Raw genomic sequence first — 26767 nt, 5'->3', positions numbered from 1 at the left:
CTACTTCTTCGGGCTCAGCCCGTGGAGAAAGAGCTGATCGAGAAACCGGGCGGCGTCTTCGAAGCGGCCATCGCCGCCCCGTTCCTTGCCCAGCACGGCGCGCACCTGAATGTCAAAATCGGCGTAGTGTTGCGTCGTCGACCAGATCGCAAAAATGAGATGGTAGGGATCGCATTTGGCGATCTTACCCCTAGCCATCCAACCTTTAATGATCTTGGCCTTCTCGTCCACCAGGTCTTTCAACTCGTTATGGAGCACGTTGGAGAAATCCGGTGCGCCGCGTAGCATTTCGTTGGCGAACAGCCGGCTCTCGCGCGGATAGTCGCGGCTCATTTCGAGCTTGCGGCGGATATAGGATTGGAGTTCGGGCAGGGGATCGCCCTCGGCGTCCAACTCGCGCAACGGTTCGAGCCAGGTGTCCAGAATTCGCGCCAGAATGGGCGCTAGGATGTCTTCCTTGGACTTGAAATAGTAAAGCAGGTTGGGCTTTGACATGCCAGCGGCCTCGGCGATCTGGTCAATCGTCGAACCTCGAAACCCGTATTGGGAAAAGATTTCGAGGGCAGCCTCGAGAATCACTTCCTGCTTTTCACGCTGAATACGGGTGGTTGGGCGGCCGGGGTCTGTATCTGCGCTCATGAAAACTCAAATGCCTCCAATTTGGGGTGGCGTCAAACCTCATATCGAACCGCGCGTGAGGTATTCCGCTAATCGGAGCGCAGCGGCATAATTATTGCCTTGAACCTTATATCCAGAGTGCTAGAATTTTTCCAATCGGTCAAAAAATTTCGGACCGCCGTGCGGATTTTTACACAGCGCGGGCCATGCAATGAGGGGCATATGACAGAGGGCGACACGTCCATTCCGAATGATCTTTCCGCCTTCTGGATGCCGTTTACGGCCAACCGGCAGTTCAAATCCGCCCCACGCATGTTCGTGGGCGCCAAGGACATGCACTACACGACCGCCGACGGGCGGCAGGTGCTCGACGGCACGGCTGGGCTCTGGTGTGTCAATGCAGGGCATTGCCGGCCGCTGATCACCGAGGCGATCCAGAAGCAGGCAGCGGAACTCGACTACGCGCCTGCCTTTCAGATGGGGCATCCAAAGGCGTTCGAGTTGGCCAATCGGCTGACCGACATCGCGCCGGACGGGCTCGACCACGTGTTCTTCACCAATTCGGGATCGGAATCGGTCGATACGGCGCTCAAGATCGCGCTTGCCTATCATCGGGTCAAAGGAGACGGTGCGCGGACGCGGCTCATCGGTCGAGAGCGAGCCTATCACGGGGTCAATTTCGGCGGCATTTCCGTTGGCGGGATCGTGGCCAACCGCAAGATGTTCGGCACCACGCTCGGCGGCGTCGATCACATGCCGCATACGCATGATCTTGAAAAGAACGCGTTTTCGCGCGGAGAGCCCAAGCATGGGGTGGAACTGGCGGACGAGCTCGAGCGGATCGTCGCGCTGCACGACGCATCGACCATCGCGGCGGTCATTGTCGAGCCGGTCGCGGGCTCGACCGGCGTGCTCATTCCGCCGCCGGGCTATCTCAAGCGCCTGCGCGAGATTTGCGACAAATACGGCATTTTGCTGATCTTCGACGAGGTCATCACCGGGTATGGGCGGCTCGGAACGCCGTTTGGCGCTGACTATTTCGGTGTGACGCCGGACATCATGATCACCGCCAAGGGGCTGACCAATGGCGTTATCCCTATGGGCGCGGTGTTCACGAGTTCAAAGATCCATGACGCGTTCATGACCGGGCCCGAGCATCTGATCGAATTTTTCCACGGCTATACCTATTCGGGCAATCCGATCGCCGCGGCGGCAGGGTTGGCGACGCTCGAGACCTATAAGCAGGAAGGGCTTTTGGCGCGGGGTGCGGAACTTGGGCCGTATTGGGAGGATGCGCTGCATTCGCTTAAAGGTGCGCCGCATGTCATCGATATCCGCAATATCGGACTGGTGGGCGCGATCGAGCTCGAGGGCATTTCCGGCCAGCCGACCAAACGGGCCTTCTCGGCGTTCGTTAAAGCTTATGAGAAGGGCGTCCTGATCCGCACCACCGGCGACATCATCGCGCTCTCGCCGCCGTTGATCGTGCAGAAAGAGCACATAGACACGATCGTTGAAACGATCCGCACGGTCCTCGGGGAGGTAGACTAGCGATGGAAACGATTCAGAACGCCATCGGCGGGGGAAAAATTACCTCGAATTCGGCCCGAAAGGGCGCGGTCTATAATCCGGCGACCGGCGAGCAGATCGCCGAGCTGCCGCTTTCGACGGCGGCAGAGATCGACGCCGCGGTCGCGAGCGCCAAAGCTGCGCAGCCGGCTTGGGGGAATACGCCGCCGCTCAAGCGCGCGCGGGTGATGTTCAAGTTCAAGGAGTTGCTGGACCGGCACGCCGCCGACCTCGCCCGAGCGATTTCCGCAGAGCATGGCAAGACGCACGACGATGCGCTCGGTGAGGTGCAGCGCGGCATCGAATGCGTGGAATACGCCTGTGGTATTCCCGAGCTCTTGAAGGGTACGTTCACCCGCAATGTCGGCCCGGCCATCGATGCCTATGCCGATCGCCAGCCGCTTGGCGTGGTCGCGGGGATTACGCCGTTCAACTTTCCGGCGATGGTGCCGATGTGGATGTATCCGGCGGCGATTGCCTGCGGGAACACATTCATCCTCAAGCCGTCCGAGCGCGATCCGTCCGCGCCGATGCTGGCGTGGGAGCTGCTGATGGAGGCCGGGCTTCCGGAAGGCGTGCTCAATATCGTCCACGGCGACAAGGAAGCCGTCGACCACATTCTGGACCACCCGGATATCAAGGCGGTGAGTTTTGTCGGCTCTACGCCGATTGCGGAATACGTCTATCAGCGGGGCACAAAGGCAGGCAAACGCGTCCAGGCCTTGGGCGGCGCGAAAAACCATATGGTGATCCTCCCCGATGCCGACCTGGACCAGGCAGCCGATGCGCTGATGGGGGCCGGGTACGGGTCGGCTGGGGAGCGGTGCATGGCGGTTTCGGTAGCCGTTCCGGTGGGCGAGAAGACCGCCGATGCGCTTGTCGAGAAGCTCAAGCCGCGGGTGGAAAGCCTCAAGATTGGCCCTGCGGCGGATTCGGACTCGGAGATGGGGCCGTTGGTCACCGCGCAGCATCGCGACAAGGTGTTGGGCTATATCGACAAAGGCGTCGAGGAAGGCGCTGAGCTTGTCGTCGACGGTCGCGGGTTCTCGTTGCAGGGCTATGAGGGCGGCTACTATGTCGGCGGGACGCTCTTCGACCGCGTGACGCCGGAGATGACGATTTATCGCGAGGAGATCTTCGGGCCTGTGCTGTCGGTCGTGCGGGCGCCGGACTATGCCGATGCGGTCAGGTTGATCAACGGACACGAATACGGCAACGGCACCGCAATCTTCACCCGCGACGGCGATGCGGCGCGCGATTTTGCGGATCGCATCGAGGTGGGTATGGTCGGGGTCAATGTGCCGATTCCGGTGCCTGTGGCCTATCACAGCTTTGGTGGCTGGAAGCGTTCGCTCTTTGGGGACCATTCGATTTATGGACCCGAGGGTGTGCATTTCTATACCCGGCTCAAGACCGTAACGACACGGTGGCCCGCTGGGATCAAGTCGGGTGCCCAGTTTACATTCCCGACCCTATAAGACGTCTCAATTCAAGGAGCGCGAAAGAGCATGGCGATACTCGGTGACAACCTCAAGATCAACGGCGACCGGCTCTGGGACACCTTGATGGAAATGGCCAAGATCGGGCCGGGTGTTGCGGGCGGGAACAACCGCCAGACGGTGACCGACGAAGACGGCGAGGGGCGGCACCTCTTTAAGAAATGGTGCGACGAAGCCGGGCTCACTATGGGCATCGACAAGATGGGGACGATGTTCGCGCGCCGCGAGGGCACTGACCCGGACGCGCTGCCGGTCTATGTCGGCTCGCACCTCGATACGCAGCCTACGGGTGGAAAGTATGACGGTGTGCTCGGAGTGCTCGGTGCGCTCGAGCTGGTCCGCACGCTCAATGATCTCGATGTCAAAACCAAACATCCTATTGTCGTCACCAACTGGACGAACGAAGAGGGCACGCGGTTCGCACCGGCCATGCTCGCTTCGGGCGTATTCGCGGGCATGCACGAGCTGGATTGGGCATATGACCGGACGGACGCCAAGGGGCTGAAATTCGGCGACGAACTCAAGAGGATCGGCTGGCTGGGCGACGAAGAAGTCGGGGCGCGCAAGATGAAGGCGTTCTTCGAACTTCACATCGAGCAGGGGCCGATCCTCGAAGCAGAGGGTAAGGATATTGGCGTCGTCACGCACGGGCAGGGGCTCTGGTGGCTGCAGGTGACGGTGACAGGCAAGGAGAGCCATACCGGTTCGACGCCGATGCCGATGCGCAGGAATGCCGGTCTCGGCATGGCGCGGATGACCGAACTCGTTCACGAGATCGCCATGAGCCACCAGCCGCAGGCTGTAGGTGCCATCGGGCACTGCGACGTCTATCCCAATTCGCGCAACGTCATTCCAGGCAAGGTGGTCTTCACCATCGATTTCCGTTCGCCCAACCAGGAGATCCTCGACGCCATGAAGGCGCGGTTCGAGGCCGAGGCGCCGAAGATTGCCGAGGAACTGGGGCTCACGGTGGATATCGAGGTCTCGGGGCATTTCGATCCCGTGACGTTCGACCCTGGCTGCGTCGCCGCCGTGCGCAACGCGGCTGACCGGCTGGGCTATTCGCACCGCGATATCGTTTCGGGTGCGGGGCATGATGCGTGCTGGATCAACCGGCTTTATCCGACCGCGATGGTGATGTGTCCGTGCGTTGACGGGCTAAGCCACAACGAAGCGGAGGAGATTTCCAAAGAATGGGCGGTGGCGGGGGCGGATGTCTTGTTGCACGCCGTTGTCGAGACGGCGGAGATCGTGGAGTGACGGGTGGGAGGTCGCGCTGTGACGACGCAACCCTAACGCGAACTTAGAGGGGAATATCATGAGCAAAGTCGTCAAGAACGGCACCATCGTTACCGCAGACCTGACTTATGCCGCGGACGTCAAAATCGAGGGCGATACGATCGTAGAGATCGGGCCGGATCTTTCCGGCGACGAGGTGCTCGATGCGACTGGTTGTTATGTGATGCCCGGCGGGATTGATCCGCATACCCATCTCGAAATGCCGTTCATGGGCACATATTCGACCGACGACTTCGAGAGCGGTACGCGCGCGGCGCTTTCGGGGGGCACGACGATGGTTGTCGACTTCTGCCTGCCGAGCCCCAATCAGTCGCTGCTCGAAGCGATATCGATGTGGGACAACAAGGTCGGCAAGGCGTCCTGCGATTATTCCTACCACATGGCGATCACGTGGTGGGGAGAGCAGGTGTTCAACGAGATGGAAGAAGTGGTCAAGCGCGGGATCACGACCTTCAAGCACTTCATGGCCTATAAAGGCGCGCTGATGGTCGAGGACGACGAGATGTACGCCTCGTTCCAGCGCTGTGCGGCACTCGGCGCGCTGCCGCTTGTGCATGCGGAGAACGGCGACGTCGTCGCCTCGCTGCAGCAGTCTCTGATGGCGGCGGGTAATAACGGCCCGGAAGCGCATGCCTATTCGCGGCCTCCGGAAGTCGAAGGCGAGGCAACGAACCGGGCGATCATGATTGCCGACATGGCGGGCGTGCCGCTTTACGTGGTGCATACGAGCAGCGAGCAAGCCCACGAGGCAATCCGGCGGGCGCGCGCCAAGGGAATGCGGGTCTATGGCGAACCGCTCATTCAGCATCTGGTGCTCGATGACAGTGAATATGCGAACCCCGATTGGGACCATGCCGCGCGGCGAGTGATGAGCCCGCCCTTCCGCGACAAAGCGCATCAGGATTCGCTTTGGGCGGGACTGGCGTCGGGCTCGCTGCAGGTGGTGGCAACCGACCATTGCGCGTTTACGACGGAGCAGAAGCGCTATGGCGTCGGCGATTTCACCAAGATTCCGAATGGCACAGGCGGGCTCGAGGACCGGATGCCGGTCTTGTGGACGCGCGGGGTTAATACTGGGCGGCTGACGATGAACGAGTTCGTTGCGGTGACGTCCACCAATATCGCCAAGATTCTCAACTGCTACCCCAAGAAAGGGGCGATCCTTGTGGGTGCGGATGCCGATATCGTCGTATGGGATCCCAAGCGCGAGAAGACGATCTCGGCGGCCAATCAACAGTCGGCGATCGATTACAATGTTTTCGAGGGCATTGCGGTTAAAGGACTGCCGCGATTCGTTCTGACACGCGGGAATGTCTCGGTCGAGGAGGCGACCATGAAGCACGAGCCGGGGCACGGCAAATTCGTGCCGCGCGAGGCGAACATGCCTGTCAATAAGGCGCTTTCGCAATGGAAGGAGCTGACTGCGCCGCGTAAGGTCGAGCGAGCAGGCATTCCGGCGAGCGGGGTGTAGGCAAGACAAATCATCCGGCTAGCTGAGGGGCGTTACGGATTTGACAGAGAGTACAAGCGTCGTCGCGGCCAAAGGGTTGGGGCTGACTTTCGATACCGGCGACGGCGCTGTGCAGGCGCTTTCGGATGTCGATCTCGATATCACCAGGGGCGAGTTCGTTTCCTTCATTGGACCGTCTGGATGCGGGAAGACGACGTTTCTGCGGGTGATCGCCGATCTCGAACAACCGACTGCAGGCACGATCACCGTCAATGGCACGACGCCGGATAAGGCGCGCAAGGATAGAGCCTACGGCTATGTGTTTCAGGCCGCCGCGCTTTACCCGTGGCGGACGATTGCGCGGAATGTGGCGCTGCCGCTCGAGATCATGGGATATTCGAAGGGCGAGCAGCAGAGGCGGATCGCTTCAACGCTTGATATGGTCAATCTCACCGGGTTCGAGAACAAATATCCGTGGCAACTTTCGGGCGGGATGCAGCAGCGGGCATCCATTGCGCGGGCGCTGGCATTCGATGCCGATCTTTTGCTCATGGACGAACCCTTTGGGGCACTCGACGAAATCGTGCGGGACCATTTGAACGAGCAGCTTCTCGACCTTTGGGCAAAGACGGAAAAGACCATCTGCTTTGTCACGCATTCGATCCCCGAGGCAGTTTATCTCTCCACCAAGATCGTCGTGATGAGCCCGCGGCCGGGTCGGGTGACCGACGTGATCGACAGCCCGCTACCCAAAGTGCGGCCGCTCGATATCCGAGAGGCGCCTGAATTTCTTGAAATCGCGGCTCGTGTCCGAGAGGGATTGCGGGCGGGGCATTCCTACGAGGAGGCTTGAGGCGATGGGGCGGCTGGCAGAGGGCAGACTTGTTCCCGTTCTTACCGTCGTCCTGGCGATCGTCGTCATTTGGTACGGGTTTTCCGTGCTGCTCAATACGCCCTGGCAGCAGGGGGTGTATGCGCGGGCGGACCAGGCCGGCGTGGGGCTTTTCCAGTACCTTGCCGACGTCTACTCCCAGCAGCGTCCGGTGCTGCCTGCGCCGCATCAGGTGGCGGTGGAGTTCTGGAATTCGGTGGTCAATGCCAATCCCGCGACGCCGCGGAGTCTGATTTTTCACGCGTGGATCACGATTTCCGCGACCGGGCTCGGGTTCCTCTTCGGCACGGTGCTGGGAATCGTGCTTGCGGTTCTGATCGTTCATAATCGTGCGGTGGATCGCTCGCTGATGCCGTGGGTCATCGCGAGCCAGACGATACCGATTCTTGCCATCGCGCCGATGATCGTGGTCGTACTCAACTCGGTGGGGCTCACGGGGCTTATTCCCAAGGCGTTGATATCGACCTACCTTTCGTTCTTTCCCGTGGTCGTGGGGATGGTGAAAGGCTTTCGGAGCCCCGACGCGCTGCAACTGGACCTGATGCGAACCTATAACGCGAGCGGTGCCCAGGTGTTTTGGAAGCTCAGATGGCCATCCGCGATACCGTATCTTTTCACGTCGATGAAGGTTGGTGTCGCGGCCTCGCTTGTCGGCGCAATTGTGGGTGAATTGCCGACTGGTGCCGCCGGCGGGCTCGGCTCGCGGCTCCTGGCGGGCTCGTACTATGGGCAGACGACGCAGATCTGGGCGGCGCTTCTGATGGCGGCGGCGCTTTCGGCGGGACTGATCATGCTGATTGGAGCCGTGCAGGTGCTGACACAGAGGGCGATGGGGGCGCGGGCATGAATACCGGCTGGATCCTATTTGCGCTCGTGTTCTGGTTTGCCGCTTGGGGGCTCAATGAATTTCTCGTGCGCGTAACCGTGCGCGGGCGGCCGCAGCGGCTGGCGATTGGCCTCATCATTCCGGTCGTGTTCGGCGTCACGCTTTTGGTCTTGTGGGAAGCGCTTGTGCGCGGGCTCAACGTGCCACCGGTTCTGCTACCGCCGCCGAGTGTCATCTGGGAGCGGATTCTGCTCTCCATCCCCAACCCACTTTGGCCGGACTTCCAGCAGACTTTTTTGAAATCGGTTCTGGTTGGTTACACAATTGGCTGTTCGGTGGCATTCGTCACTGCAATTGCTATCGATCGCTCGCCTTTTTTGAAGCGCGGGCTGCTGCCGGTGGGCAATTTCGTCTCCGCGCTGCCGCTCGTGGGCATCGCGCCGATCATGGTGATGTGGTTCGGGTTCGACTGGCAGTCGAAGGCCGCCGTCGTCGTTGTCATGACCTTTTTTCCGATGCTGGTGAATACCGTTGCCGGGCTCAATGCGACCGGGCAGATGGAAAAGGACCTGATGCGGACTTATGCAGCCGGGTATTGGCAAACGCTCTTCAAATTGCGCTTGCCGATGGCATGGCCGTTCATCTTCAATGCCCTCAAGATCAATTCAACGCTCGCGCTCATTGGCGCGATCGTTGCCGAGTTTTTCGGGACACCAGTGGTGGGAATGGGGTTCCGGATATCCGCGGCCATCGGACGGCTCAATGTCGATATGGTCTGGGCCGAAATCGCGCTTGCCGCGGTTGCCGGCTCGCTTTTCTATGGGGTGATTGCCCTTATCGAACGGGCCGTCACCTTCTGGCATCCGTCCATACGCTCGGGACGGACGGGGTAGGGCGGGACGGCAAACCTGCCCGACTTCGGCGGCAACACTCGACGACCCTCAACAAGGCGTCGCACAACAAGGGGAAACGGCAAAATGAAATCACTTCTTTCGACGGCGCTCGTCGGCGCCCTGATGGCCTCGGTGGCTCCCGCGTTCGCGCAGGATCTCGATCCGCTGACCTTCCAGCTCAAGTGGGTCAATCAGGGGCAGTTTGCGGGATATCTGGTGGCCAAGGATCTCGGCTATTACGAGGAAGCCGGTCTCGACGTTACGATCAATCCCGGCGGGCCGGACATTGCGCCCGAGCAGGTGATCGCCGGTGGCGGCGCCGACATCATCACGACCTGGATGGCGGCGGGGTTGGCTGCGCGCGAGCGTGGTGTGCCGCTCGTCAACGTCGCGCAGCCGTTTGCGGGCACGGCGCTAGAAATGGTGTGCTCGGAGGAAAGCGGAGTGGAAACCACTGCGGACTTCCCGGGCAAGACGCTCGGCGTCTGGTTCTTTGGCAACGAGTATCCGTTCTATGCATGGATGGCGAAGCTGGGCTTCGCCACCGACGGCAGCGAGGGCGGCGTCGAGGTCTTGCGTCAGGCGTTCTCGGCCGATCCGCTGCTCCAGGGGCAGGCGGACTGCATTTCGGTGATGCGGTACAACGAGTACAAGCAGGTCCTCGATGCGGGCATTCCCGAGGAGAGCCTCACGCTGTTCAACTTCTCGGACGAAGGCGTAGGTATGCTCGAGGACGGGCTTTACGTGATGGAGGACCGGCTCGAGGATCCCGAGTTCGTCGACCAGATCACGCGGTTCGTCGAGGCTTCGATGCGGGGTTGGCAATACGCCATCGACAATCCCGAAGAAGCCGCACAGATTGTTATCAACAACGATATGTCGGGCGCGCTGAGCCTTGAAAGCCAGATCTATCAGGTTGGCGTGGTTGGCGAGATGATCGGCGGGCCGGCACTCGATATGGACGCCTATCAGCAGACCGTCGATACGCTCCTTTCGGCAGTGTCTCCGGACAATCCGGCGATCACCGAGGAGCCCGAGGGCGCCTACACCACGGTCATCACCGACGCGCTCGAATAGTTCGGAATACCCGTTGCGCATTTGCAAGGAGGCGGAGCAATCCGCCTCTTTTTTTGTTCTGGGCTCAATTACCCCCTCCAAATCCAACGCGAAACGCGATAGAGCGAGTCTGAACGTTGAACGGGGGAGCCATGCACGCTTCAAAGGGGGTTCAACGGATTTCCCAGATAACCGACGGCGATAGGGGGAGAGAACGCTGCCGGGTCGAAGCTTAGCTTCCAAAGCGCTTTGGATGGTGGTTTTGTTGTACCACCGGTAGGAACAGAAAGGTGTGTCATGACGATCAATGCACTCGTTTGGGGCGAGAACATCCACGAACACAAGAATGCCGAGGTAGGCCAGCTCTATCCCAAGGGCATGCATGAAGCGATTGCGGATCTGCTGCGCGAGGATAGCGGGATATCCGCGTCCACGGTAGTTCTGCAGGACCCCGAGCACGGGCTGACCGAGGAGAAGCTGGCAAAGACGGATGTGCTTCTTTGGTGGGGACATGCGGATCATGGCGCCGTGGCCGACGAGATTGTCGAACGCGTCGCGAAGCGGGTTTATGAGGGAATGGGGTTCATCGCGCTCCATTCCTCGCACTTCTCCAAGCCGTTCAAGCGGCTGATGGGGACGCCGTGCGCGCTCAAATGGCGCGAGGCGGGGGAACGCGAGCGGCTTTGGGTCGTCAATCCCGGCCATCCGATTGCGCAGGGGGTGGGCGACTATTTTGAACTCGAGAACGAGGAGATGTACGGCGAGCCGTTCTCGGTGCCTGAACCGCTCGAAACGGTGTTCGTCTCGTGGTTCCAGGGCGGAGAAGTGTTCCGTTCCGGGCTGACCTATCGCCGGGGTGCTGGCAATATCTTCTACTTCCGGCCTGGACACGAAACGTATCCGACCTATTTCGACAAGACGGTCGGGCAGGTGCTGCGCAATGCGGTCAACTGGGCGTACAACCCGCAGCCCGCGTACACGGCCATCCACGATGCGCCGAATGTGCCTGTCGAAAAGGCGATCGAGCCGATCGAGGAGCGAGGACTGAAACTGCACAAGGCCGGCGAGGCAGGGTTCCGGTAGCAGCCGGCCCCTTGCGCGGCGTTCAATCATACACTTTGGGGAGAGCCTATGAGGCTTGTCATTCTGGGTACCGGCAAGATGGCCGCGCACCATGCAGCACATTTCGCGGCTATCGACGGCGTGCGGCTCGTCGGGGCAGTCGATGTCGACTACGAGCGCGTTACGGCATTCGCAGCCGAATACGGCATTACGCATGTATTCACCTCGCTTGAGGAAGCGATCGGGTGGGGGCAGTTCGATGCGGTTGCAAATGTGACGCCGGACCGGTTCCACTACGCAACCACAATGCAGGCGCTCAATGCAGGCAAGCACGTCTTGTGCGAGAAACCGCTGGCGACGCATTACGAGCACGCGCAGGAGATGGCCGATGCCGCGGAGGCGGCGGGGCTCATCGGCATGGTCAACCTGACCTATCGCAATATTCCCGAACTCCAGAAGTTTCGCGACATGGTGGACGCCGGGGAGATCGGTACGGTCAAGCATGTGGAGGCGAGCTATTTGCAGAGCTGGCTGGTCTCGAAGGCGTGGGGCGACTGGCGAACCGATCCGACCTGGCTGTGGCGGCTTTCCACGCGGCACGGGTCGAACGGGACGTTGGGGGATATCGGTATCCATATCCTCGACTTCGCGTGGTACGGGATCGGCTCGGCAGTGGAGAAGGCGTTCTGCCGGTTGAAGGCGTTCGACAAGGTCCCCGACGGGCGGATCGGGGACTATGTCCTTGATGCGAACGACAGCTTCACCATGTCGCTCGAGTTCGAGAACGGAGCGCTGGGGGTCGTGCATGCGACGCGGTGGGCGCCCGGATACCACAACGCCTTGCGCCTTCGCGTCTATGGCGACAAGGGCGGGCTCGAGATTCATCACGGCTTCGAGGGTACGACGCTGCGCGCGTGTATCGGGGACGGGATCGACCAGGCGCGCTGGGAGGACGTTGCGGTGGAGCCGGTGCCGACGAATTACCACCGGTTCGTTGAGGCGGTGAATACGGGCGTAGCGCAGAAGCCGACGTTCCGTCACGCGGCCAACCTTCAGCGCGTTCTCGATCTGGGGATGGTTTCTGATGCCGACCGGCGCGAGGTAACGGTGAGCCTGAGTGACGACCGGGGCGCCGATCGGGCCGCGTCGCTGCGCTCGGTCTAAGCGAAAAAGACGCGCTCTGCCGAGCGCGCCTTTGCTTTGTTGGGAGGACCCGACCTACTCGACTTCGGAAATACGGCCGTCGAGGTAGGGGGTGTACTCGCCGCCGAGTTCGGCGATGTAGTCGGCGAGGACGATTTCGAGGCCCGGGCCAAAGTCGTAGGCGTTCTTATCGTCGCCTGCGAACATGGCGTAGCCGTCGCCGCCGTTGCGCATGTAGTTGTTGGTAGCCACCTTATAGACGGTATCGTCTTCAAGCGGCATCCACTCGCCGTCCTGCATCACGTCCACCGAGACAATGCGCTCACCGACGGCGGCGTCACGCTCCCAAGTGTAGCGAATGCCCGCGACCTGTGGGAAGCGGCCAGCGCCGTTCTCCCAGTCGCTGACGCCGTTTTCGAGCGCCTCGCGGATGCCCGCGCCATCGAGCTCGAAGGTTGCCAGTGTGTTCTGGAAGGGCAGAACGGTGATGACTTCGCCCATGGTGATCTCGCCAGCGTCGATCGAAGCACGCAGGCCGCCGCCGTTCTGGATCACAAGCTGGACGCCCTGATCGGCAACTCGGTCGAGGATGGCGTCGGCAACGAGGTTGCCCATTTCGCACTCCTCGATGCGGCAGGTTTCGCGGCTGCCGTCGATTTCATCGGTGGCCGTGCCGACGACCTGCTGCATTAATTCTTCGATGGGAGCCTTGAGCTCGGTAACGCGTGCGGCAGCATCGGCATCGGGTTCGATGGACGCGTCGAGCAACAGCGGATCGCCTTCGGCGGAGACGACATTGCCATCAGCGTCGAACGTTACGGAGAGTTCACCGAGATATTTCGAATAGGCGTAGGCCTGAACGATGGGAACCTCGACGCCTGCGGGGTTCTCTACCATGAAGGGATAGGAGTACTCCGCTTCCTCGGTGTTCGAGAACAGCGTGTGCGAGTGTCCGCCCACGATGACGTCGATCCCTGGGACCGCCGACGCGATGTCGATGTCGCGCGTGACGCCCATGTGAGTCAGAGCGATGATCTTGTTGATGCCAGCAGCTTCGAGGCCCTGAACGGCACCCATCAGGTAGTCTTCGGCCTGGATAAAGCGCACGCCAGCGCCGGGGGATGAGGTTTCAGCGGTGTCTTCGGCGAGCACCGATACGATGCCGATCTTTTCGCCGCCGACTTCGAGAACGACCGCGCCCGGGAGTCGCCCCGCCAGCGTTGCGTCTTCGGTTACATCGGTGTTGCCCGAGATGATCGGGAAGTCTAGCCCGTCGAGCAGGACGGCGAGGCCTTCGGGCCCATCGTCGAATTCGTGGTTGCCCACGGCCATGGCGTCGAAGCCGATCATGTTCATGAACTCGACGACTTCGTCACCCTTATAGGTCGTATAGAAAAGCGAGCCCTGATACTGGTCGCCGGCGTCCAGTACGATGACGTTTTCGCCAGCTTCGGTCAGCGCGTCACGGCGCGTGTCGATCGCGGTTTTGACGCGCGCGATGCCGCCGAAGCACTCGCCGGCCTCCTCATCTTCAGTGCCGCAGGTGGAATCGAACGCGTTGATCGACTCGATGCGCGAATGCAGGTCGTTGATGTGCAGGATGTTGAGCGTGAACTCGCCCTCGGACTGGGCGGCGGCGGTGCCCGCCGTGCCCAGGGTCAGCGCCAGCGCGGAGGCGCCCAGCAGCAGATGTTTCATGTCCCTTGTTCCCTTTGTTATGAAAGGCATACGGAGCCTTCTATTCCATGCATTTGCGACGCTTGGATTACAGCCGGACGCGAAGCGCCCCGCTGTTGAAAACCACAATGCACTTGGCTGAAGTAAACAGCAGAATGGGAAGGGCGAAAAGCATATATTTTGACCATGCGGTCAATTTGTGACGGATTTGTCATGTGTTTCCGACGCCTTGTCACAAACGCTTTGCCGGTGCAGGTTGCGGGCGAAATTGAGGGAGGAATCACATTATGCGTGAGGCATTGATCGCCTGGGGCGGTTGGGAAGGGCATGAACCCAAGCAGTGCGCCGAGACTGTTGCGGGGATGCTCAAGGAAGACGGTTTCGCAGTCGAGGTCGTCGAGGGCACGGCAGCTTTCGCCGATGCAGGGCTCGCGGACCTTTCGCTCATCGTGCCGGTCATCACGCAGGCAAAGATCGAGAAGGCCGAGCTCAGCAATTTGTGTGCTGCCGTCGAGGGTGGTGTCGGGCTTGGCGGATTTCACGGCGGGATGGGAGACTCGTTCCGGGATCAGATCGCCTATCATTTCATGGTGGGCGGGCAGTGGGTCGCACATCCGGGGGACATCATCGACTATCGCGTCGACGTGACGGCGCCGGACGACCCGATCATGGCAGGGATTGGCAGTTTCGATTATCGCTCCGAGCAGTATTTCATGCACGTCGATCCGGGCAACGAGGTGTTGGCGACGACGACGTTCGATGGCACGCACGCGCCCTGGCTCAAGGGCACGGTGATGCCCGTGGCCTGGAAACGCCGGCACGGCGAGGGCAAGGTCTTTTATTCGGCGCTGGGCCATGTTGCAGCGGAATTCGAAGTGCCGGAAATGGCGACGATCCTCCGGCGCGGGTTGAACTGGGCCGCACGATGACGTGAACGGCGTTGCCCGGTCTGTAACAATTTCTGAAACTCCCGCGAAATGGTGACCGTAGGTTCCGGACAAAAGGGAGAACTGCTGCGGATGAGCGCGACGACCGGGGAACGCGACGATACCCAGCCGCACCGCACGAAGGGGCCGCTGGTCTACCGCCAGTCGATCTGGACGCGCGTGACCCATTGGGTGTGGGTCATCTGCCTGTTCTTCCTGCTGTTTTCCGGGCTGCAAATCTTCAACGCGCACCCGACGCTCTATATCGGGCAGGAATCGGGGTTCGAATACGACAACTCCGTGCTTTCGATGCACGCCGAGCGACGCCCCGAAGGTGGATACGCCGGCTATACGACGGTCCTTGGCAACAGGATCGATACCTCGGGGGTGTTTGGGTATTCGGGGACCGAGGCCAATCCGGAGTTCCGGGGCTTTCCGAGCTGGCTGACCATTCCGTCCTACCGCGACCTCGCCACGGGGCGCGTCGTGCATTTCTTCTTTGCGTGGATATTGGTGGGCGTGCTCTTTGTCTGGGCGGTCGCGAGTTTTTTCAACGGGCATTTGCGGCGCGATATCGTACCCAAGGGGGCCGATCTCAAAGCGCTGCCGGCGGATGCCGCCGAGCACGCGCGGTTCCGGTTCCGTCATCACAAAGGGTATAATGCGCTCCAGAAGCTGGCTTACGCGTTTATCTTCTTCATCGTCTTTCCAGCGATCATCCTGACCGGGCTGTCCATGTCGCCGGGCATGAACACAGCCTGGCCATGGCTTATCGAAGTGTTCGGCGGACGGCAGACGGCGCGGACGATCCATTTCACCGCCATGCTGGTGCTGGTTCTGTTCTTCATCGTTCATATTGTCATGGTCGTGCTGGCCGGCCCCATCAACGAGCTGCGTTCGATGATCACCGGGTGGTATCGCGTCGATCCGGGAAAGGAGGACCGCTCATGAGCCGTCTTGTTTCGCGCCGCAAGTTCCTGACCACTTCGGCGGCGGGGATCGCCGGGGTGGCGCTTTCGGGTTGCGATCAGTTCGACGCCGTGCTGCGCGGGGGCCATCCGGTGCGCGACTTCATGATCGGCGCCAACGAACTGACGATGGGCGTTCAGCGGGCGCTGCTCGGCCGCGAGGCGCTGGCCAAGGAGTTCTCGGAAAGCGAGATCCGGCAGGGGCAACGGCCGAATGGGTCGACGGACCCCAACTCCGAGGACTATCTGGCGCTCAAGGCGAATGATTTTGCCGATTATGCGCTGGTGGTGGATGGGCTTGTCGCGGCGCCGGCGCGGTATTCGCTGGCCGAACTGCGCAATATGCCCTCGCGGACGCAGATCACGCGGCACGATTGCGTCGAGGGGTGGAGCTGTATCGCCAAATGGACCGGCGTGCCGTTGGCACACATTCTCGATGAAGTCGGTGTGCAGGCGAACGCGCGGTATTGCGTGTTTCACTGTTTCGACAGTCTCGGGGGCGGATTCAGCCGCGGGCCGTATTACGAGAGTATCGATATGCTCGATGCGCGGCATCCTCAGACCATCCTTGCCTATGGGCTTAACGAGGAAGCCCTGCCGGTGGCCAACGGTGCGCCGCTACGCGTGCGGATCGAGCGCCAGCTCGGCTACAAGATGGCCAAGTATATCCGCAGGATCGAGGTGGTGGATAACTTTGCCCGGCTCCATGGCGGGAATGGCGGGTATTGGGAAGACCGCGGGTATGAGTGGTATGCCGGGATTTAGGACATTCTGACCGTATACGGCCGTTCGAAAAAATGCTCCTCGAGGTTATTGCCGTCGCCGCCGCGGTCGACGACGAGGAAGTCGCTCTGTGCTTCCAGCGCTGTCAGCACGCCATGCCAGACATTGATGCCGATATTGACGCCGATGCCTGAGGGGACGAGGAAGGCGCGCGGTTGGGCCGGGGTGCCGTCGGCATCAGGGGCGACGATGGCGAGGAAGGGGCGGGGGCTGAGCGGCATGAAAGCCTGCGAGCCCAACGGGTGGCGCTCGACCATTTCGAGGGTCAAGGGCAGAGCATAGGGCCGACCGCGGAAGATCGAGATGAGCGGGCGGGCGTTTTCGCCCGCGAGCGCCACGTTAGCGAGGTCGTGATAGCGCTCGGTCATCCCGTTATTGATCGGGTAGTGGTGGGCACCTTCGGTGGTGAGGACCTGGCCGAAGGGGGCGAAGCCGGTCTTGGTGAGCGGCTCGATCAATACCGTACGGTCGCCGCTCATTGGCCGATCCGCAGCCTGGCGTGGCGGTTGACGTCTTTATAAAGGAGGTAGCGGAAGGGCCCGGGGCCACCCGCGTAGCAGGCCTGCGGGCAGAAAGCGCGGAGCCACATATAATCGCCGGCCTCGACTTCCACCCAGTCCTGATTGAGACGGTAGACGGCCTTGCCCTCAAGAACGTAGAGCCCGTGCTCCATTACATGGGTCTCTGCGAAGGGGATGACGGCGCCGGGCTCAATGGTGACGATGTTGACGTGCATGTCATGCCGGATGTCGGCGGGATCAACGAAACGGGTGGTGGCCCAGGCGCCGTCGGTATCGGGCATCGGGATGGGGGCGATGTCGGCCTCGCTGGCGACGAAAGGCTCGGGCTTGTCGATTTCGTCGACGGCCTCGTAGGCCTTGCGGATCCAGTGGAATTTGGCGGGGGCGTTGCCGGTGTTGCGGAGGGTCCACGCCGTTCCAGAGGGGATATAGGCGTAGCCGCCTGCGGTCATTTCGTGGGGCGTGCCCGCGAGGGTCAGCGTCATGGCGCCCTCGGTCATGAAGAGGACGCCTTCGGCTTCGGGATCGGGCTCGGGATTGTCACTGCCGCCGCCGGGCGCGACTTCCATGATGTATTGCGAAAAGGTCTCGGCGAAACCCGAAAGGGGGCGGGAGATGATCCAGAGCTGCGTCTCGTCCCAATAGGGGAGATAGCTCGTGACAATGCCGGTCATCACGCCCTTGGGGATGACGGCATAGGCCTCGGTGAAGACGGCTCGACCGGTGAGGAGCTGCGACTGGGGCGGGAGACCGCCGGGTGGAGTGGCGTAGGTGCGTTCGGCCATTTGCTCTTTTGTCTTTGTCGGTGTTGGTGCCGCGTTCTTGATAGCGCAGAACGGCGCGGGCCGGAACAGGCGGTCACATTTTGGCGGACATGACAACATGCCCTCCGGCGAATGCCTTCAGGTTCATCGAGTGTGGACGGTATGCGGCGAGACGATGCCTCATACTGAGTAGATCTAGAGCGAGGCCCGCCTCGCCGCATACATCCGGGGTTTTTGGCTTGTCCGCCCATCTTACAGGCTGGGGTCAATCCCCGCTGGCTTTCGCCAGTACGCCGTCGCAGCGCGACGACCGGCTCTGGTGACGTTTGGGCCTCCGCTGGGACGACTCCCATCGGACCCGGACCGGTCCCGCCCAAACGTTCGTTGCGCCTGCGCCCATATAAGCGGGTCCGTGGGAGAGAGAATATGCGAGGCTTCGGGAAGGGAGATAAGTTTCTTCCGAGTGCTTGAGAAGCCTCGGAATCGGGGCCTATTCCTCAAGGTTCGTCTTGAGCCGTGAGATCAGACTCACGGCGTTTTGGGCGTAGTCACCAATCCAGCGGTCGTGAATCTCCTTGATCGGCATGGCGTTCAAGTGGTTCCAGCGCTCGCGGCCGCGGCGTTCTGGGATGATGAGACCGGCCGCTTCGAGGACGCGCATGTGCTGAAGGACCGTGGTGCGGTCGATCTGCGGGAACATCTCGCACAGGGCGCCAGTGGTTTTGGGTTCGTCCCGCAACGCGTCCAGTATGGCGCGGCGACGATGATCCGCCAACGCCTTGAAAATCCTGTCCGAATCATCGGTGATTGACATGTTATATTTTTATAACATAATGCGCGTATCGACAAGAAGGATTGCTCAGATGGAACTCAAATTCACGGTATCGGGGCGGATTTCGAAGCCCGTGCACGAGGTGTTCGAGGCGGTCGCCGACCCCAAGGAACTTTCTGGATACTTCACGACCGGCGGGGCCAAAGGACGGCTGGAGACCGGCGCGACGGTGACATGGGATTTTCACGACTTTCCGGGCGCGTTCCCCGTCCATGTGGTTGAGGTCGAAAAGGACAAGAGGATCGTTTTGACCTGGGATGCGGACGAGGGGAAGCAGACGACGGTCACCATGGGGTTCGAGGGTTTGGACGACGGTCGCACGCTCGTCACGATCACCGAGGAAGGCTGGCGCGAGAGCGCGGAGGGTCTCAAGGCGTCCTATGGCAATTGTGAGGGATGGACCGGGATGTTGTGCGCGATGAAGGTCTATCTCGAGCATGGCATCAATCTGCGAGAGGGGTTTTACAAGTGAGGTGATCCGGGAGGCATTTCGTGCCTGGGTTACACAAAGGAGAGACCGATGACCGAGCTTGTGACCGCCGCGGTCGAGCGTCGTTTTCCGACCATGACCCCCGGGGCCGTTTTCGATGCCTGGGTGAACCCAGCGAAAATTCGACGCTGGCTCCAGCGCAACAATGAGAATATCGGACGGGACAGTGAGGTGACGGTCGTCGAGGTCGAGCCGCAGGAAGGTGGCGCCTATCGGTTCGTCGACGTTGCGGACGGAGAAGAAGGTCCCTGCTGGGGAACCTATCTGACGTTCGAGCGCCCCTCCCGGCTGGATTTCACCTTCTTCATCGACGAGGACGAGGAACGGGACGCCACATCAGTCGTCCGTATCAGGCTCGAACCGGACGGGGCTGGATGCCGGGCGACGCTGGCGCACGAGATGGACGCGAAATACGCCGAATATATCGAGAGCACAAAAAAAGCCTGGGCCGGTATGCTCAGGGCGATTGAAGAGACATATGCCGAGGATTGAGCGGAGGTGACGACATGGAGACCGACGAGGCGCAAATCCGCGCGGTCGTTCAAAAGTGGATGGAGGCCACCAAGGCCGGGGACGCCGCGGGTGTGCTGGACCTGATGGCGGACGATGCCGTTTTTACCGTCGTCGGTCAGGAGCCGTTCGGCAAGGATACGTTTGCGGCACTCTCACTTAGCAATGACACGAAGATGTCGATTGAGGGGACGAACGAGATCCTCGAGTTGAAGGTGCTAGGCGATTGGGCGTTCACGCGCAACAAGATTGCGCTCACCATGCGCCTCGGCGATGGCGAGCCCATGTCGCGCTCGGGGTATACGCTGACGCTCTTTCGCAAGGACAACGGGCAATGGCGGTTGGCGCGGGACGCCAATCTGGTCACGGCAGACCAGATCTGAGAGGCTCGGGGATTAGGGTTGCTCTCCGAAAAGCACCCTGATCCGCAGTTCGGCGATGCGTTCGACCTGGCGGCAGGCCGTTTCGAACTCGGCTTCCCGGGTATTTTCGAGCCGCGCCTTGAACGCTTCGAGGATCGAAGACTTGGTGTTGTCGCGGACGGCGATGATGAAAGGGAAGCCGAATTTTTCGACATAGGCCGTGTTGAGCGCGGTGAAGGTTTCGCGTTCGGCATCAGTCAGGGCGTCGAGGCCGGCGGAGGCCTGCTCGGCGGTTGAGGCTTCGGTCAGGCGCCTGGCGGCGGCGAGCTTGCCCGCGAGGTCGGGGTGGGCTTTGAGGACGTCGAGGCGTTCGGCTTCGGTGGCCATGCGGAATTGGCATTGGAGGGCGAAATGGATGCCGGTGGCGGTATCGTTGCCGGGGCTCAATTCACCCTCGAAGGCGCGTTCGGCGATCCAGGGGGAATGTTCAAAGACCCCGCCAAATGTGGCGATGAACGTCTCTCGGTTCATCTTTGAAGGCTGGAGTTCCGGTGTCTTGTAGGGGTGATGCTCGGCCCAGTGTTCGGCGATGGCGAGGCGGGTGGGGACCCAGACCTTGTCGAAGCCGGAGATGTAATCGACGAACTTCTTGAGACCCTGGAAGCGGCCCGGCTGGCCGGCGAGGCGGCAATGGAGGCCGATCGTCATCATTCTGGGGGCGCCAGCTTCGCCTTCGGCGTAAAGGCAGTCGAAGCTGTCTTTGAGGAACTGGAAATAGTCCTCCCCGTTCGCAAAGCCCGAGGCGGTGACGAAGCGCATGTCGTTGGCCGAGAGGGTGTAGGGGATGATGAGCTGGGGCTTGCCGTTGTGGACGCGCCAATAGGGCAGGTCGTCGTCATAGGTGTCGGAGATATAGGCAAAGCCGCCTTCCTCGGAGACGAGGTCGACGGTGTTGAGCGAGCAGCGGCCCGTGTACCAGCCTTTGGGGCGGGCGCCAGTGGCGACGGTGTGGAGGCGGATCGCTTCGGCGATCTGGTTACGCTCCGCGTCTTCGGGCATGTCCTTGTGCTCGACCCATTTGTATCCGTGGGACGCGATTTCCCAGTCCGCGTCGAGCATGGCCTTGACCTGCTCGGGCGCGCGCATCAGGGCGGTGGCGACGCCGTAGACGGTGACCGGGAGATTGCGCTCGGTGAAGAGCCGATGGAGCCGCCAGAAGCCGGCGCGGCCGCCATACTCGTACATGGATTCGATGTTCCAGTGCCGCTGGCCGGGCCAGGGTGCGGCGCCGACGACGTCCGCGAGGAAGGCTTCGGAGGCCGCGTCGCCGTGGAGGATGTTGTTTTCCCCGCCTTCTTCGTAGTTGAGCACGAACTGCACCGCGATATTTGCGCCGCCGGGCCAGTTGGCGTGGGGCGGGTTGGGACCGTAGCCGAGGAAGTCGCGGGGATAGCGCATGGGAATCAGGGCCTTCTGTATGGGAGGGCAGGGAGGTGGCGGCAGCTTAACGCCAAAAAATGGACCATGTGGTAAAAAATTGGCATGCGCCCTCTTTCAACTGTCAGTTTTTGGGTTGATAGTCGGAAGGTTTGATTTGCGGCGAAGGGATGGCCATGAGCGCAGGACGGTTGACTACGCATGTCTTGGATACGGCCAATGGGCATCCGGCTCGGGATATGACGATAGAGCTCCTCTCAGGCAACGGGGATCCGATCCGGACGGTGCGGACCAATGCGGACGGGCGGTGCGACGGGCCGTTGCTCGAGGGTGCGGCGCTTGAGGCCGGGGCTTACGAGCTGCGGTTTCACGTAGGGGACTATTTTTCTGGGCTCGACGGGACGCCGGCGGCGTTTCTCGATGTGGTGCCGGTACGGTTCGTCGTTTCGGACCCGGAGGCGCACTATCATGTGCCGTTGCTGGTTTCGCCCTTTGGCTATTCAACCTATCGCGGGAGCTGAGCGATGACGGTTCGCGACGCGATACGGTTTTACCTCAATGACCGGCTGGTGGAGCTCTCCGATGTGGCGCCCGACCGGACGCTGCTGGATTTTCTGCGGCTCGACCGCGTGTTGCGGGGCACCAAGGAAGGGTGTGCGGAAGGCGACTGCGGGGCGTGCACGGTCCTCGTGGGGCGGCTCGGGGCGGACGGAACGCTGGCCTATGAGGGCGTGAATGCGTGCATCCGGTTCGTCGGATCGCTCGACGGGACGCATGTGGTGACGGTCGAGCATTTGCGGGGTGCCGATGGCGGTCTGCATCCGGTGCAGCAGGCGATGGTCGATTATCATGGGAGCCAGTGCGGGTTCTGTACGCCGGGGATCGTGATGTCGCTTTACGGGCTGTGGCTGGAGACCCCGACGCCCAGTGTTGCTGAGATCGAGCGAGCGCTGCAGGGGAATTTGTGCCGGTGCACGGGATATGCGCCCATCGTGCGGGCAGCGCAGGCGGTTTCGAATTATGGCGCGGTGGTCGAGGATGCGCTCAATCGCGAGCGGGCGGAGATTACCGCACGGCTCGAGGCGCTCAGGGATGGGCAGCGGGTGGTGGTTTCGTCGGCGCGCGGGGATTTGATCGTGCCGGCATCGGTGGACGATCTCGCGAGCGTCCTCGAGGAGCGGCCCGAGGCGACGATTGTCGCGGGGGCGACCGATGTGGGGCTGTGGGTCACCAAGTTCATGCGCGAGATCGCGCCGGTGGTGTTTATCGGACAATTGACGGCATTGCAGAATATCGACGTCGGCTCTGATGCGATTACCTTCGGCGCCGGGGTGAGCTATTCGCAAGCGTTCAAGGTCATCGCCGAGCACGTGCCGCAATTGCAGGAGCTCTGGGAGCGGATCGGCGGGGCGCAGGTGCGCAATATGGGGACGCTGGGGGGCAATATCGCCAATGGGTCGCCGATCGGCGATACGCCGCCGCCATTGATCGCACTGGGGGCGACGATCGTGCTGCGCAAGGGAGATGCGCGGCGGGAGATCAAGCTCGAGGATTTCTTTATTGCCTATGGCAAGCAGGATCGGGCGCCGGGCGAGTTTGTCGAGAGCATTCGCGTACCACGACCGGGGGCGGATGAGATGTTCGCGGCCTATAAGGTCACCAAGCGGCGGGATGAGGATATCACCGCGACGCTCGGGGCGTTCCGGGTGCGGGTGGTCGAGGGGATCGTTGCCGAGGTGGTGATTGCCTATGGCGGGATGGCCGGGACGCCGATGCGGGCGAAGGCGGTCGAAGCCGCGCTTGTGGGCCGGCCGTGGACGATGGGGAGCATCGAGGCGGTGCTGCCGGTATTTGGCGAGGATTTTACACCGTTGACGGACTGGCGCGCGAGCGCGGAATACCGGATGCTCGCGGGGCGGAATTTGTTGCGGCGGTTCTTTCTTGAGACGAGCGGCGAGCCTGGCATGCGTATTATCCGGCATGAGGTAGCGTGATGAGTGCGCTTTCTGACGAGCGTAAACCGATTTCCGGGGGCGTGCACGTCGCACAGCGGCATGATTCCGGGCACAAGCATGTGGCGGGTACGGCGGAATATATCGACGATATCGTCGAGCCGGCCGGGACGCTCCATGCGTATCTGGGGCTTTCGACCTGTGCCAACGGGGCGATTACGGCGATGGACCTCGATGCGGTGCGGGCTGCGCCGGGGGTCGTGGGCGTGCTGACGGCGGCGGATGTGCCGGGGGTCAACGATATCAGCCCCAACCATAAGGACGATGAGCCGATCCTTGCCGAGGGGCGGAGCGTTTTTAATGGGCAGCCGCTCTTTGCCGTGGTTGCCGAGACGCGGGAAGCGGCGCGGCGGGCGGCGCATCTTGCCAAGGTGGAGTATGCCGAGGAGCCGTTCGATGTGGACGTCGCGGCGGCGCGGGCTTCCGGCGGCCGGGTTGTCACCGAGGGCATGACGATGCGGCGAGGAGATGTGCCGGGGGCACTCGCTTCGGCGCGGCATCGGGTGAAGGGCTCGATGACCATTGGCGGGCAGGACCATTTCTACCTCGAGGGGCAGATTGCCATGGCGACGCCGGGGGAGGACGACGAGGTGACGGTCTATTCCTCGACGCAGCATCCGAGCGAAATCCAGCACATGGTGGGGCATGCGCTGGGGGTGCCCTCGAACGCGGTCAATGTGATCGTGCGGCGGATGGGCGGCGGGTTCGGCGGCAAGGAGACGCAGGGAAATATCTTTGCCTGCGTGGCGGCAATTGCGGCCAAGGCGTTCGGGCGGACGGTGAAGATCAGGCCCGACCGCGATGACGACATGATCGCTACGGGGAAGCGGCACGATTTCGTCGTAGACTACGAGGTCGGGTTCGACGATGCGGGCCGGATATCAGCGGTCGATGCGGTTTATGCGGCGCGGTGCGGGTATTCGGCGGACCTTTCGGGGCCGGTGACGGACCGGGCGCTGTTTCATGCGGACAACGCCTATTACTATCCCAACGTGCATCTGAAATCGGAACCGCTCAGGACCAATACGGTGTCCAATACCGCGTTTCGCGGGTTCGGCGGGCCGCAGGGGATGGTGGGGTGCGAGCGCTGGATCGAGGATATCGCCTATACGCTGGGGATGGACCCGCTCGACGTGCGCAAGGCGAACTTCTATGGCGAGACCGGGCGGGATGTGACGCCGTATTACCAGACGGTCGAGGACAATATCGTCGGCCGGGTGGTGGAGGAACTGGAGGCGTCGTCGGACTACCGCAAGCGGCGGGAAGAGATCGTTGCGTCCAACCGGACGTCGACGGTCTTGAAGCGCGGGATTGCGCTCACTCCGGTCAAGTTCGGCATCAGCTTCACCATGACCGCGTTCAACCAGGCCGGGGCCCTGGTGCACATTTACAAGGACGGATCGGTGCACCTCAACCATGGCGGCACGGAGATGGGGCAGGGCGTTTACGTCAAAGTGGCCCAGGTCCTGGCCGATGAATTCCAGATCGACCTTAGCAAGGTGAAGATCACCGCAACGACGACGGGGAAGGTGCCCAATACCTCGGCAACCGCGGCGTCCTCGGGATCGGACCTCAACGGGATGGCGGCGGCCAATGCGGCGGGGCAGATCAAGGAACGGTTGGTCAAATTCGCGGCCGAGAAATATGGCGTGCCCGAGGATGCGGTGGTGTTCGAGCCCAATTGCGTGCTCGTCGGCAACCAGCGGATCGACTGGGCCGAGTTCATCAACCAGGCGTATCTGGGGCGCGTGCAGCTTTCAGCGGCAGGGTTCTACAAGACACCGGATATCCATTGGGATCGCGCGGCGGGGAAAGGGAAGCCGTTCTTCTACTTCGCCTATGGCGCGGCGTGCTCGGAGGTCGTCGTCGATACGCTGACGGGCGAATATATGGTCGAGCGGGTGGATATCCTTCACGATGTGGGCAAGTCGCTCAATCCGGCCATCGATATCGGACAAATCGAGGGCGGATTTATCCAGGGCATGGGGTGGCTCACGACCGAGGAATTGTGGTGGGACGACAAGGGGCAATTACGCACCCATGCGCCTTCGACCTACAAGATCCCGCTCGCTTCGGATGTGCCGAAGGTCTTCAATGTTCGGTTGGCGGAATGGTCGGTGAACAAGGCTCCGACAATCAGGCGATCCAAGGCGGTGGGCGAGCCGCCATTCATGCTGGCGATCTCTGTGCTCGAGGCGTTGTCGATGGCTGCGGCCAGTGTCGCGGACTACAGAATTCCTCCGCGCATGGATGCGCCGGCGACGCCTGAGAGGGTGCTGATGACCATCGAACGGCTCAAGCGCGCGGCAGCGGGGCAATGAGTCCGGCGCCGCAACAGGTGCGGGCGTTTCTGGATGCGGCGGATGTTGCCGTGCTGGTCGAGGTGACCCGCACGCAGGGCTCGACCCCGCGCGAGGCGGGGACGTGGATGGTGGTGACGGCGACGGGGTTGTTGGGCACCATCGGCGGCGGGCAGCTTGAATTCCGGGCTATCGACCGGGCGCGGGCCATGATCAAGGAGGGCATGCCAGCGGACGTGATCGACCTGCCGCTGGGGCCGGAGATCGGGCAGTGTTGCGGCGGGCGGGTCGAGATATCACTGCAGACCATCGATGCGCCGATTGCGCAGGATTTGCGGGCGCGGGCGGAGGCCGATTATGCGCTGCGACCGCATGTATATGTTTTCGGGGCGGGGCATGTGGGCAAGGCGCTGGCACGGGCGCTGACGCCGCTGCCCTATCGTACGCTTCTGGTGGATAACCGGGCGGTGGAAATCCAGGGTGCGCCGGTAGGCGTCGAGGCGCGGCACGTGCCGGTGCAGGAAGCGCTGGTGCGCGAGGCGCCGGAGGGGAGCGCGTTCGTTATCTTGACGCACGATCACGGGCTCGATTTCCTGATCGCCAGGGAGGCGCTGGAGCGGAACACGGCCTATGTCGGGATGATCGGGTCGAAGACCAAGCGCGCGACGTTCAAGAGCTGGCTCGCCGATATGGGCGTGGCGCCGGGGCTGGCCGAGGGGCTGGTGATGCCGATTGGCGGCAGCGATGTGAACGACAAGCGGCCGGAGGTGATCGCGGCGTTGACGGCGGCGGAGGTTGTGCGGGCGATTGCACGGTATCATGGCGGTGGCGATGGGTGAGGGGGTGTTTATTCTCTCATCGCAGGGGCGGCGTTGTCG

The 26767-nt window shown here is 61.8% G+C and carries 26 protein-coding genes; 20 read left to right on the top strand and 6 right to left on the bottom strand.

The features are described from left to right. Positions 1–639 (bottom strand): TetR family transcriptional regulator C-terminal domain-containing protein, encoded by a 639-nt coding sequence (locus tag LSG43_RS10785; RefSeq protein WP_231803952.1) that lies wholly within the window; start codon positions 637–639, stop codon positions 1–3. A 201-nt stretch (positions 640–840) separates the two neighbouring features. Between LSG43_RS10785 and aptA the strand changes: the two genes are divergently transcribed. From aptA to LSG43_RS10735, 10 genes are all read left to right on the top strand, one after another. Beyond that, positions 841–2169 carry an omega-aminotransferase AptA gene (aptA, locus tag LSG43_RS10780; RefSeq protein WP_231803950.1) on the top strand — a complete coding sequence of 443 codons (1329 nt, stop codon included), beginning with the start codon at positions 841–843 and terminating at the stop codon, positions 2167–2169. A 2-nt stretch (positions 2170–2171) separates the two neighbouring features. Further along, a complete protein-coding gene (locus LSG43_RS10775; protein ID WP_231803948.1) occupies positions 2172–3665 on the top strand; it encodes a CoA-acylating methylmalonate-semialdehyde dehydrogenase in 1494 nt (497 codons plus the stop codon). Between the two features lie 30 nt (positions 3666–3695). Then, on the top strand, positions 3696–4946 hold the full coding sequence (locus LSG43_RS10770) for a Zn-dependent hydrolase (protein WP_231803946.1): 1251 nt from the start codon (positions 3696–3698) through the stop codon (positions 4944–4946). Between the two features lie 58 nt (positions 4947–5004). Beyond that, entirely contained in the window at positions 5005–6456 is a 1452-nt protein-coding gene (gene hydA, locus LSG43_RS10765; RefSeq protein WP_231803944.1) for a dihydropyrimidinase, read from the top strand. A gap of 40 nt (positions 6457–6496) precedes the next feature. Then, entirely contained in the window at positions 6497–7288 is a 792-nt protein-coding gene (locus tag LSG43_RS10760; RefSeq protein ID WP_231803942.1) for an ABC transporter ATP-binding protein, read from the top strand. 4 nt (positions 7289–7292) lie between these two features. After that, positions 7293–8174, top strand: coding sequence for an ABC transporter permease (locus LSG43_RS10755; protein WP_231803940.1), 882 nt, complete (start codon positions 7293–7295; stop codon positions 8172–8174). Further along, positions 8171–9046, top strand: a complete 876-nt coding sequence (locus tag LSG43_RS10750; RefSeq protein ID WP_231803938.1) for an ABC transporter permease — start codon at positions 8171–8173, stop codon at positions 9044–9046. Before LSG43_RS10755 ends, LSG43_RS10750 begins: the two co-directional genes overlap by 4 nt. An 84-nt stretch (positions 9047–9130) precedes the next feature. Continuing rightward, positions 9131–10123 (top strand): ABC transporter substrate-binding protein, encoded by a 993-nt coding sequence (locus LSG43_RS10745; RefSeq protein ID WP_231803936.1) that lies wholly within the window; start codon positions 9131–9133, stop codon positions 10121–10123. 276 nt (positions 10124–10399) lie between these two features. After that, the gene (locus tag LSG43_RS10740) at positions 10400–11185 is read left to right on the top strand and encodes a ThuA domain-containing protein (RefSeq protein ID WP_231803934.1); all 786 of its coding nucleotides are present in this window, start codon (positions 10400–10402) and stop codon (positions 11183–11185) included. Between the two features lie 48 nt (positions 11186–11233). After that, positions 11234–12328, top strand: coding sequence for a Gfo/Idh/MocA family protein (locus LSG43_RS10735; RefSeq protein WP_231803932.1), 1095 nt, complete (start codon positions 11234–11236; stop codon positions 12326–12328). 54 nt (positions 12329–12382) lie between these two features. Here LSG43_RS10735 and LSG43_RS10730 read toward each other — a convergent pair whose 3' ends face one another. After that, positions 12383–14005, bottom strand: coding sequence for a bifunctional metallophosphatase/5'-nucleotidase (locus LSG43_RS10730; RefSeq protein ID WP_231803930.1), 1623 nt, complete (start codon positions 14003–14005; stop codon positions 12383–12385). 266 nt (positions 14006–14271) lie between these two features. Between LSG43_RS10730 and LSG43_RS10725 the strand changes: the two genes are divergently transcribed. The 3 genes from LSG43_RS10725 (at position 14272) to LSG43_RS10715 (ending at position 16643) form a co-directional block, all read left to right on the top strand. Further along, positions 14272–14913 (top strand): ThuA domain-containing protein, encoded by a 642-nt coding sequence (locus LSG43_RS10725; protein ID WP_231803928.1) that lies wholly within the window; start codon positions 14272–14274, stop codon positions 14911–14913. 90 nt (positions 14914–15003) lie between these two features. Further along, the gene (locus tag LSG43_RS10720) at positions 15004–15861 is read left to right on the top strand and encodes a cytochrome b/b6 domain-containing protein (RefSeq protein WP_231803926.1); all 858 of its coding nucleotides are present in this window, start codon (positions 15004–15006) and stop codon (positions 15859–15861) included. Further along, complete coding sequence (locus tag LSG43_RS10715) at positions 15858–16643, top strand: molybdopterin-binding protein (RefSeq protein WP_231803924.1); 786 nt, start codon at positions 15858–15860, stop codon at positions 16641–16643. The genes LSG43_RS10720 and LSG43_RS10715 overlap by 4 nt, the downstream gene beginning before the upstream one ends. Here the strand turns inward: LSG43_RS10715 and LSG43_RS10710 are convergent. The 3 genes from LSG43_RS10710 to LSG43_RS10700 form a co-directional block, all read right to left on the bottom strand. Next, a complete protein-coding gene (locus LSG43_RS10710; RefSeq protein ID WP_231803922.1) occupies positions 16640–17140 on the bottom strand; it encodes an ureidoglycolate lyase in 501 nt (166 codons plus the stop codon). The genes LSG43_RS10715 and LSG43_RS10710 overlap by 4 nt on opposite strands. After that, positions 17137–17967 (bottom strand): bifunctional allantoicase/(S)-ureidoglycine aminohydrolase, encoded by an 831-nt coding sequence (locus LSG43_RS10705; protein WP_231803920.1) that lies wholly within the window; start codon positions 17965–17967, stop codon positions 17137–17139. Before LSG43_RS10705 ends, LSG43_RS10710 begins: the two co-directional genes overlap by 4 nt. 469 nt (positions 17968–18436) lie before the next feature. Next, positions 18437–18760 carry an ArsR/SmtB family transcription factor gene (locus tag LSG43_RS10700; protein ID WP_231803918.1) on the bottom strand — a complete coding sequence of 108 codons (324 nt, stop codon included), beginning with the start codon at positions 18758–18760 and terminating at the stop codon, positions 18437–18439. 49 nt (positions 18761–18809) lie between these two features. On the opposite strand from LSG43_RS10700, the gene LSG43_RS10695 reads away from it, so the two are divergent. The 3 genes from LSG43_RS10695 to LSG43_RS10685 are packed head-to-tail and all read left to right on the top strand — an operon-like array spanning position 18810 to position 20161. Next, complete coding sequence (locus LSG43_RS10695; RefSeq protein WP_231803916.1) at positions 18810–19250, top strand: SRPBCC family protein; 441 nt, start codon at positions 18810–18812, stop codon at positions 19248–19250. A 48-nt stretch (positions 19251–19298) separates the two neighbouring features. Beyond that, positions 19299–19760 (top strand): SRPBCC family protein, encoded by a 462-nt coding sequence (locus LSG43_RS10690; RefSeq protein ID WP_231803914.1) that lies wholly within the window; start codon positions 19299–19301, stop codon positions 19758–19760. Between the two features lie 14 nt (positions 19761–19774). Further along, entirely contained in the window at positions 19775–20161 is a 387-nt protein-coding gene (locus LSG43_RS10685) for a YybH family protein (protein WP_231803912.1), read from the top strand. A 12-nt stretch (positions 20162–20173) separates the two neighbouring features. Here LSG43_RS10685 and puuE read toward each other — a convergent pair whose 3' ends face one another. After that, the gene (puuE, locus tag LSG43_RS10680; RefSeq protein ID WP_231803910.1) at positions 20174–21598 is read right to left on the bottom strand and encodes an allantoinase PuuE; all 1425 of its coding nucleotides are present in this window, start codon (positions 21596–21598) and stop codon (positions 20174–20176) included. Between the two features lie 149 nt (positions 21599–21747). Between puuE and uraH the strand changes: the two genes are divergently transcribed. From uraH to xdhC, 4 genes are read left to right on the top strand one after another with little or no spacing between them, the layout of a single operon-like run. Further along, entirely contained in the window at positions 21748–22098 is a 351-nt protein-coding gene (gene uraH / locus LSG43_RS10675) for a hydroxyisourate hydrolase (protein WP_231803907.1), read from the top strand. Between the two features lie 3 nt (positions 22099–22101). Beyond that, entirely contained in the window at positions 22102–23571 is a 1470-nt protein-coding gene (gene xdhA / locus LSG43_RS10670; protein ID WP_231803905.1) for a xanthine dehydrogenase small subunit, read from the top strand. Further along, positions 23571–25910: a xanthine dehydrogenase molybdopterin binding subunit gene (xdhB, locus tag LSG43_RS10665; RefSeq protein WP_231803903.1), complete on the top strand. Its 2340-nt coding sequence runs from the start codon at positions 23571–23573 to the stop codon at positions 25908–25910. The genes xdhA and xdhB overlap by 1 nt, the downstream gene beginning before the upstream one ends. Beyond that, positions 25907–26728, top strand: a complete 822-nt coding sequence (xdhC, locus tag LSG43_RS10660; RefSeq protein WP_231803901.1) for a xanthine dehydrogenase accessory protein XdhC — start codon at positions 25907–25909, stop codon at positions 26726–26728. The genes xdhB and xdhC overlap by 4 nt, the downstream gene beginning before the upstream one ends. Positions 26729–26767 lie beyond the last annotated feature (39 nt).

This window comes from Pelagibacterium xiamenense (assembly GCF_021166475.1).
Taxonomy (GTDB): Bacteria; Pseudomonadota; Alphaproteobacteria; order Rhizobiales; family Devosiaceae; genus Pelagibacterium; species Pelagibacterium xiamenense.
Note: the sequence above shows the minus strand (reverse complement) of the source record. Positions and strands in the feature narration are given on the sequence as shown.

Bases quoted from the DNA above. Each gene is read 5' to 3' on its own strand.
- LSG43_RS10745 (WP_231803936.1), top strand. From the start codon at position 9,131: ATGAAATCACTTCTTTCGACGGCGCTCGTCGGCGCCCTGATGGCCTCG.
- aptA (WP_231803950.1), top strand. From the start codon at position 841: ATGACAGAGGGCGACACGTCCATTCCGAATGATCTTTCCGCCTTCTGG.
- LSG43_RS10750 (WP_231803938.1), top strand. From the start codon at position 8,171: ATGAATACCGGCTGGATCCTATTTGCGCTCGTGTTCTGGTTTGCCGCT.
- LSG43_RS10770 (WP_231803946.1), top strand. From the start codon at position 3,696: ATGGCGATACTCGGTGACAACCTCAAGATCAACGGCGACCGGCTCTGG.
- hydA (WP_231803944.1), top strand. From the start codon at position 5,005: ATGAGCAAAGTCGTCAAGAACGGCACCATCGTTACCGCAGACCTGACT.
- LSG43_RS10725 (WP_231803928.1), top strand. From the start codon at position 14,272: ATGCGTGAGGCATTGATCGCCTGGGGCGGTTGGGAAGGGCATGAACCC.
- LSG43_RS10730 (WP_231803930.1), bottom strand. From the start codon at position 14,005: ATGAAACATCTGCTGCTGGGCGCCTCCGCGCTGGCGCTGACCCTGGGC.
- LSG43_RS10695 (WP_231803916.1), top strand. From the start codon at position 18,810: ATGGAACTCAAATTCACGGTATCGGGGCGGATTTCGAAGCCCGTGCAC.
- LSG43_RS10755 (WP_231803940.1), top strand. From the start codon at position 7,293: ATGGGGCGGCTGGCAGAGGGCAGACTTGTTCCCGTTCTTACCGTCGTC.
- LSG43_RS10735 (WP_231803932.1), top strand. From the start codon at position 11,234: ATGAGGCTTGTCATTCTGGGTACCGGCAAGATGGCCGCGCACCATGCA.
- xdhC (WP_231803901.1), top strand. From the start codon at position 25,907: ATGAGTCCGGCGCCGCAACAGGTGCGGGCGTTTCTGGATGCGGCGGAT.
- LSG43_RS10690 (WP_231803914.1), top strand. From the start codon at position 19,299: ATGACCGAGCTTGTGACCGCCGCGGTCGAGCGTCGTTTTCCGACCATG.
- xdhB (WP_231803903.1), top strand. From the start codon at position 23,571: ATGAGTGCGCTTTCTGACGAGCGTAAACCGATTTCCGGGGGCGTGCAC.
- uraH (WP_231803907.1), top strand. From the start codon at position 21,748: ATGGCCATGAGCGCAGGACGGTTGACTACGCATGTCTTGGATACGGCC.
- LSG43_RS10740 (WP_231803934.1), top strand. From the start codon at position 10,400: ATGACGATCAATGCACTCGTTTGGGGCGAGAACATCCACGAACACAAG.
- LSG43_RS10720 (WP_231803926.1), top strand. From the start codon at position 15,004: ATGAGCGCGACGACCGGGGAACGCGACGATACCCAGCCGCACCGCACG.
- LSG43_RS10705 (WP_231803920.1), bottom strand. From the start codon at position 17,967: ATGGCCGAACGCACCTACGCCACTCCACCCGGCGGTCTCCCGCCCCAG.
- xdhA (WP_231803905.1), top strand. From the start codon at position 22,102: ATGACGGTTCGCGACGCGATACGGTTTTACCTCAATGACCGGCTGGTG.
- LSG43_RS10775 (WP_231803948.1), top strand. From the start codon at position 2,172: ATGGAAACGATTCAGAACGCCATCGGCGGGGGAAAAATTACCTCGAAT.
- LSG43_RS10710 (WP_231803922.1), bottom strand. From the start codon at position 17,140: ATGAGCGGCGACCGTACGGTATTGATCGAGCCGCTCACCAAGACCGGC.
- puuE (WP_231803910.1), bottom strand. From the start codon at position 21,598: ATGCGCTATCCCCGCGACTTCCTCGGCTACGGTCCCAACCCGCCCCAC.
- LSG43_RS10700 (WP_231803918.1), bottom strand. From the start codon at position 18,760: ATGTCAATCACCGATGATTCGGACAGGATTTTCAAGGCGTTGGCGGAT.
- LSG43_RS10685 (WP_231803912.1), top strand. From the start codon at position 19,775: ATGGAGACCGACGAGGCGCAAATCCGCGCGGTCGTTCAAAAGTGGATG.
- LSG43_RS10785 (WP_231803952.1), bottom strand. From the start codon at position 639: ATGAGCGCAGATACAGACCCCGGCCGCCCAACCACCCGTATTCAGCGT.
- LSG43_RS10715 (WP_231803924.1), top strand. From the start codon at position 15,858: ATGAGCCGTCTTGTTTCGCGCCGCAAGTTCCTGACCACTTCGGCGGCG.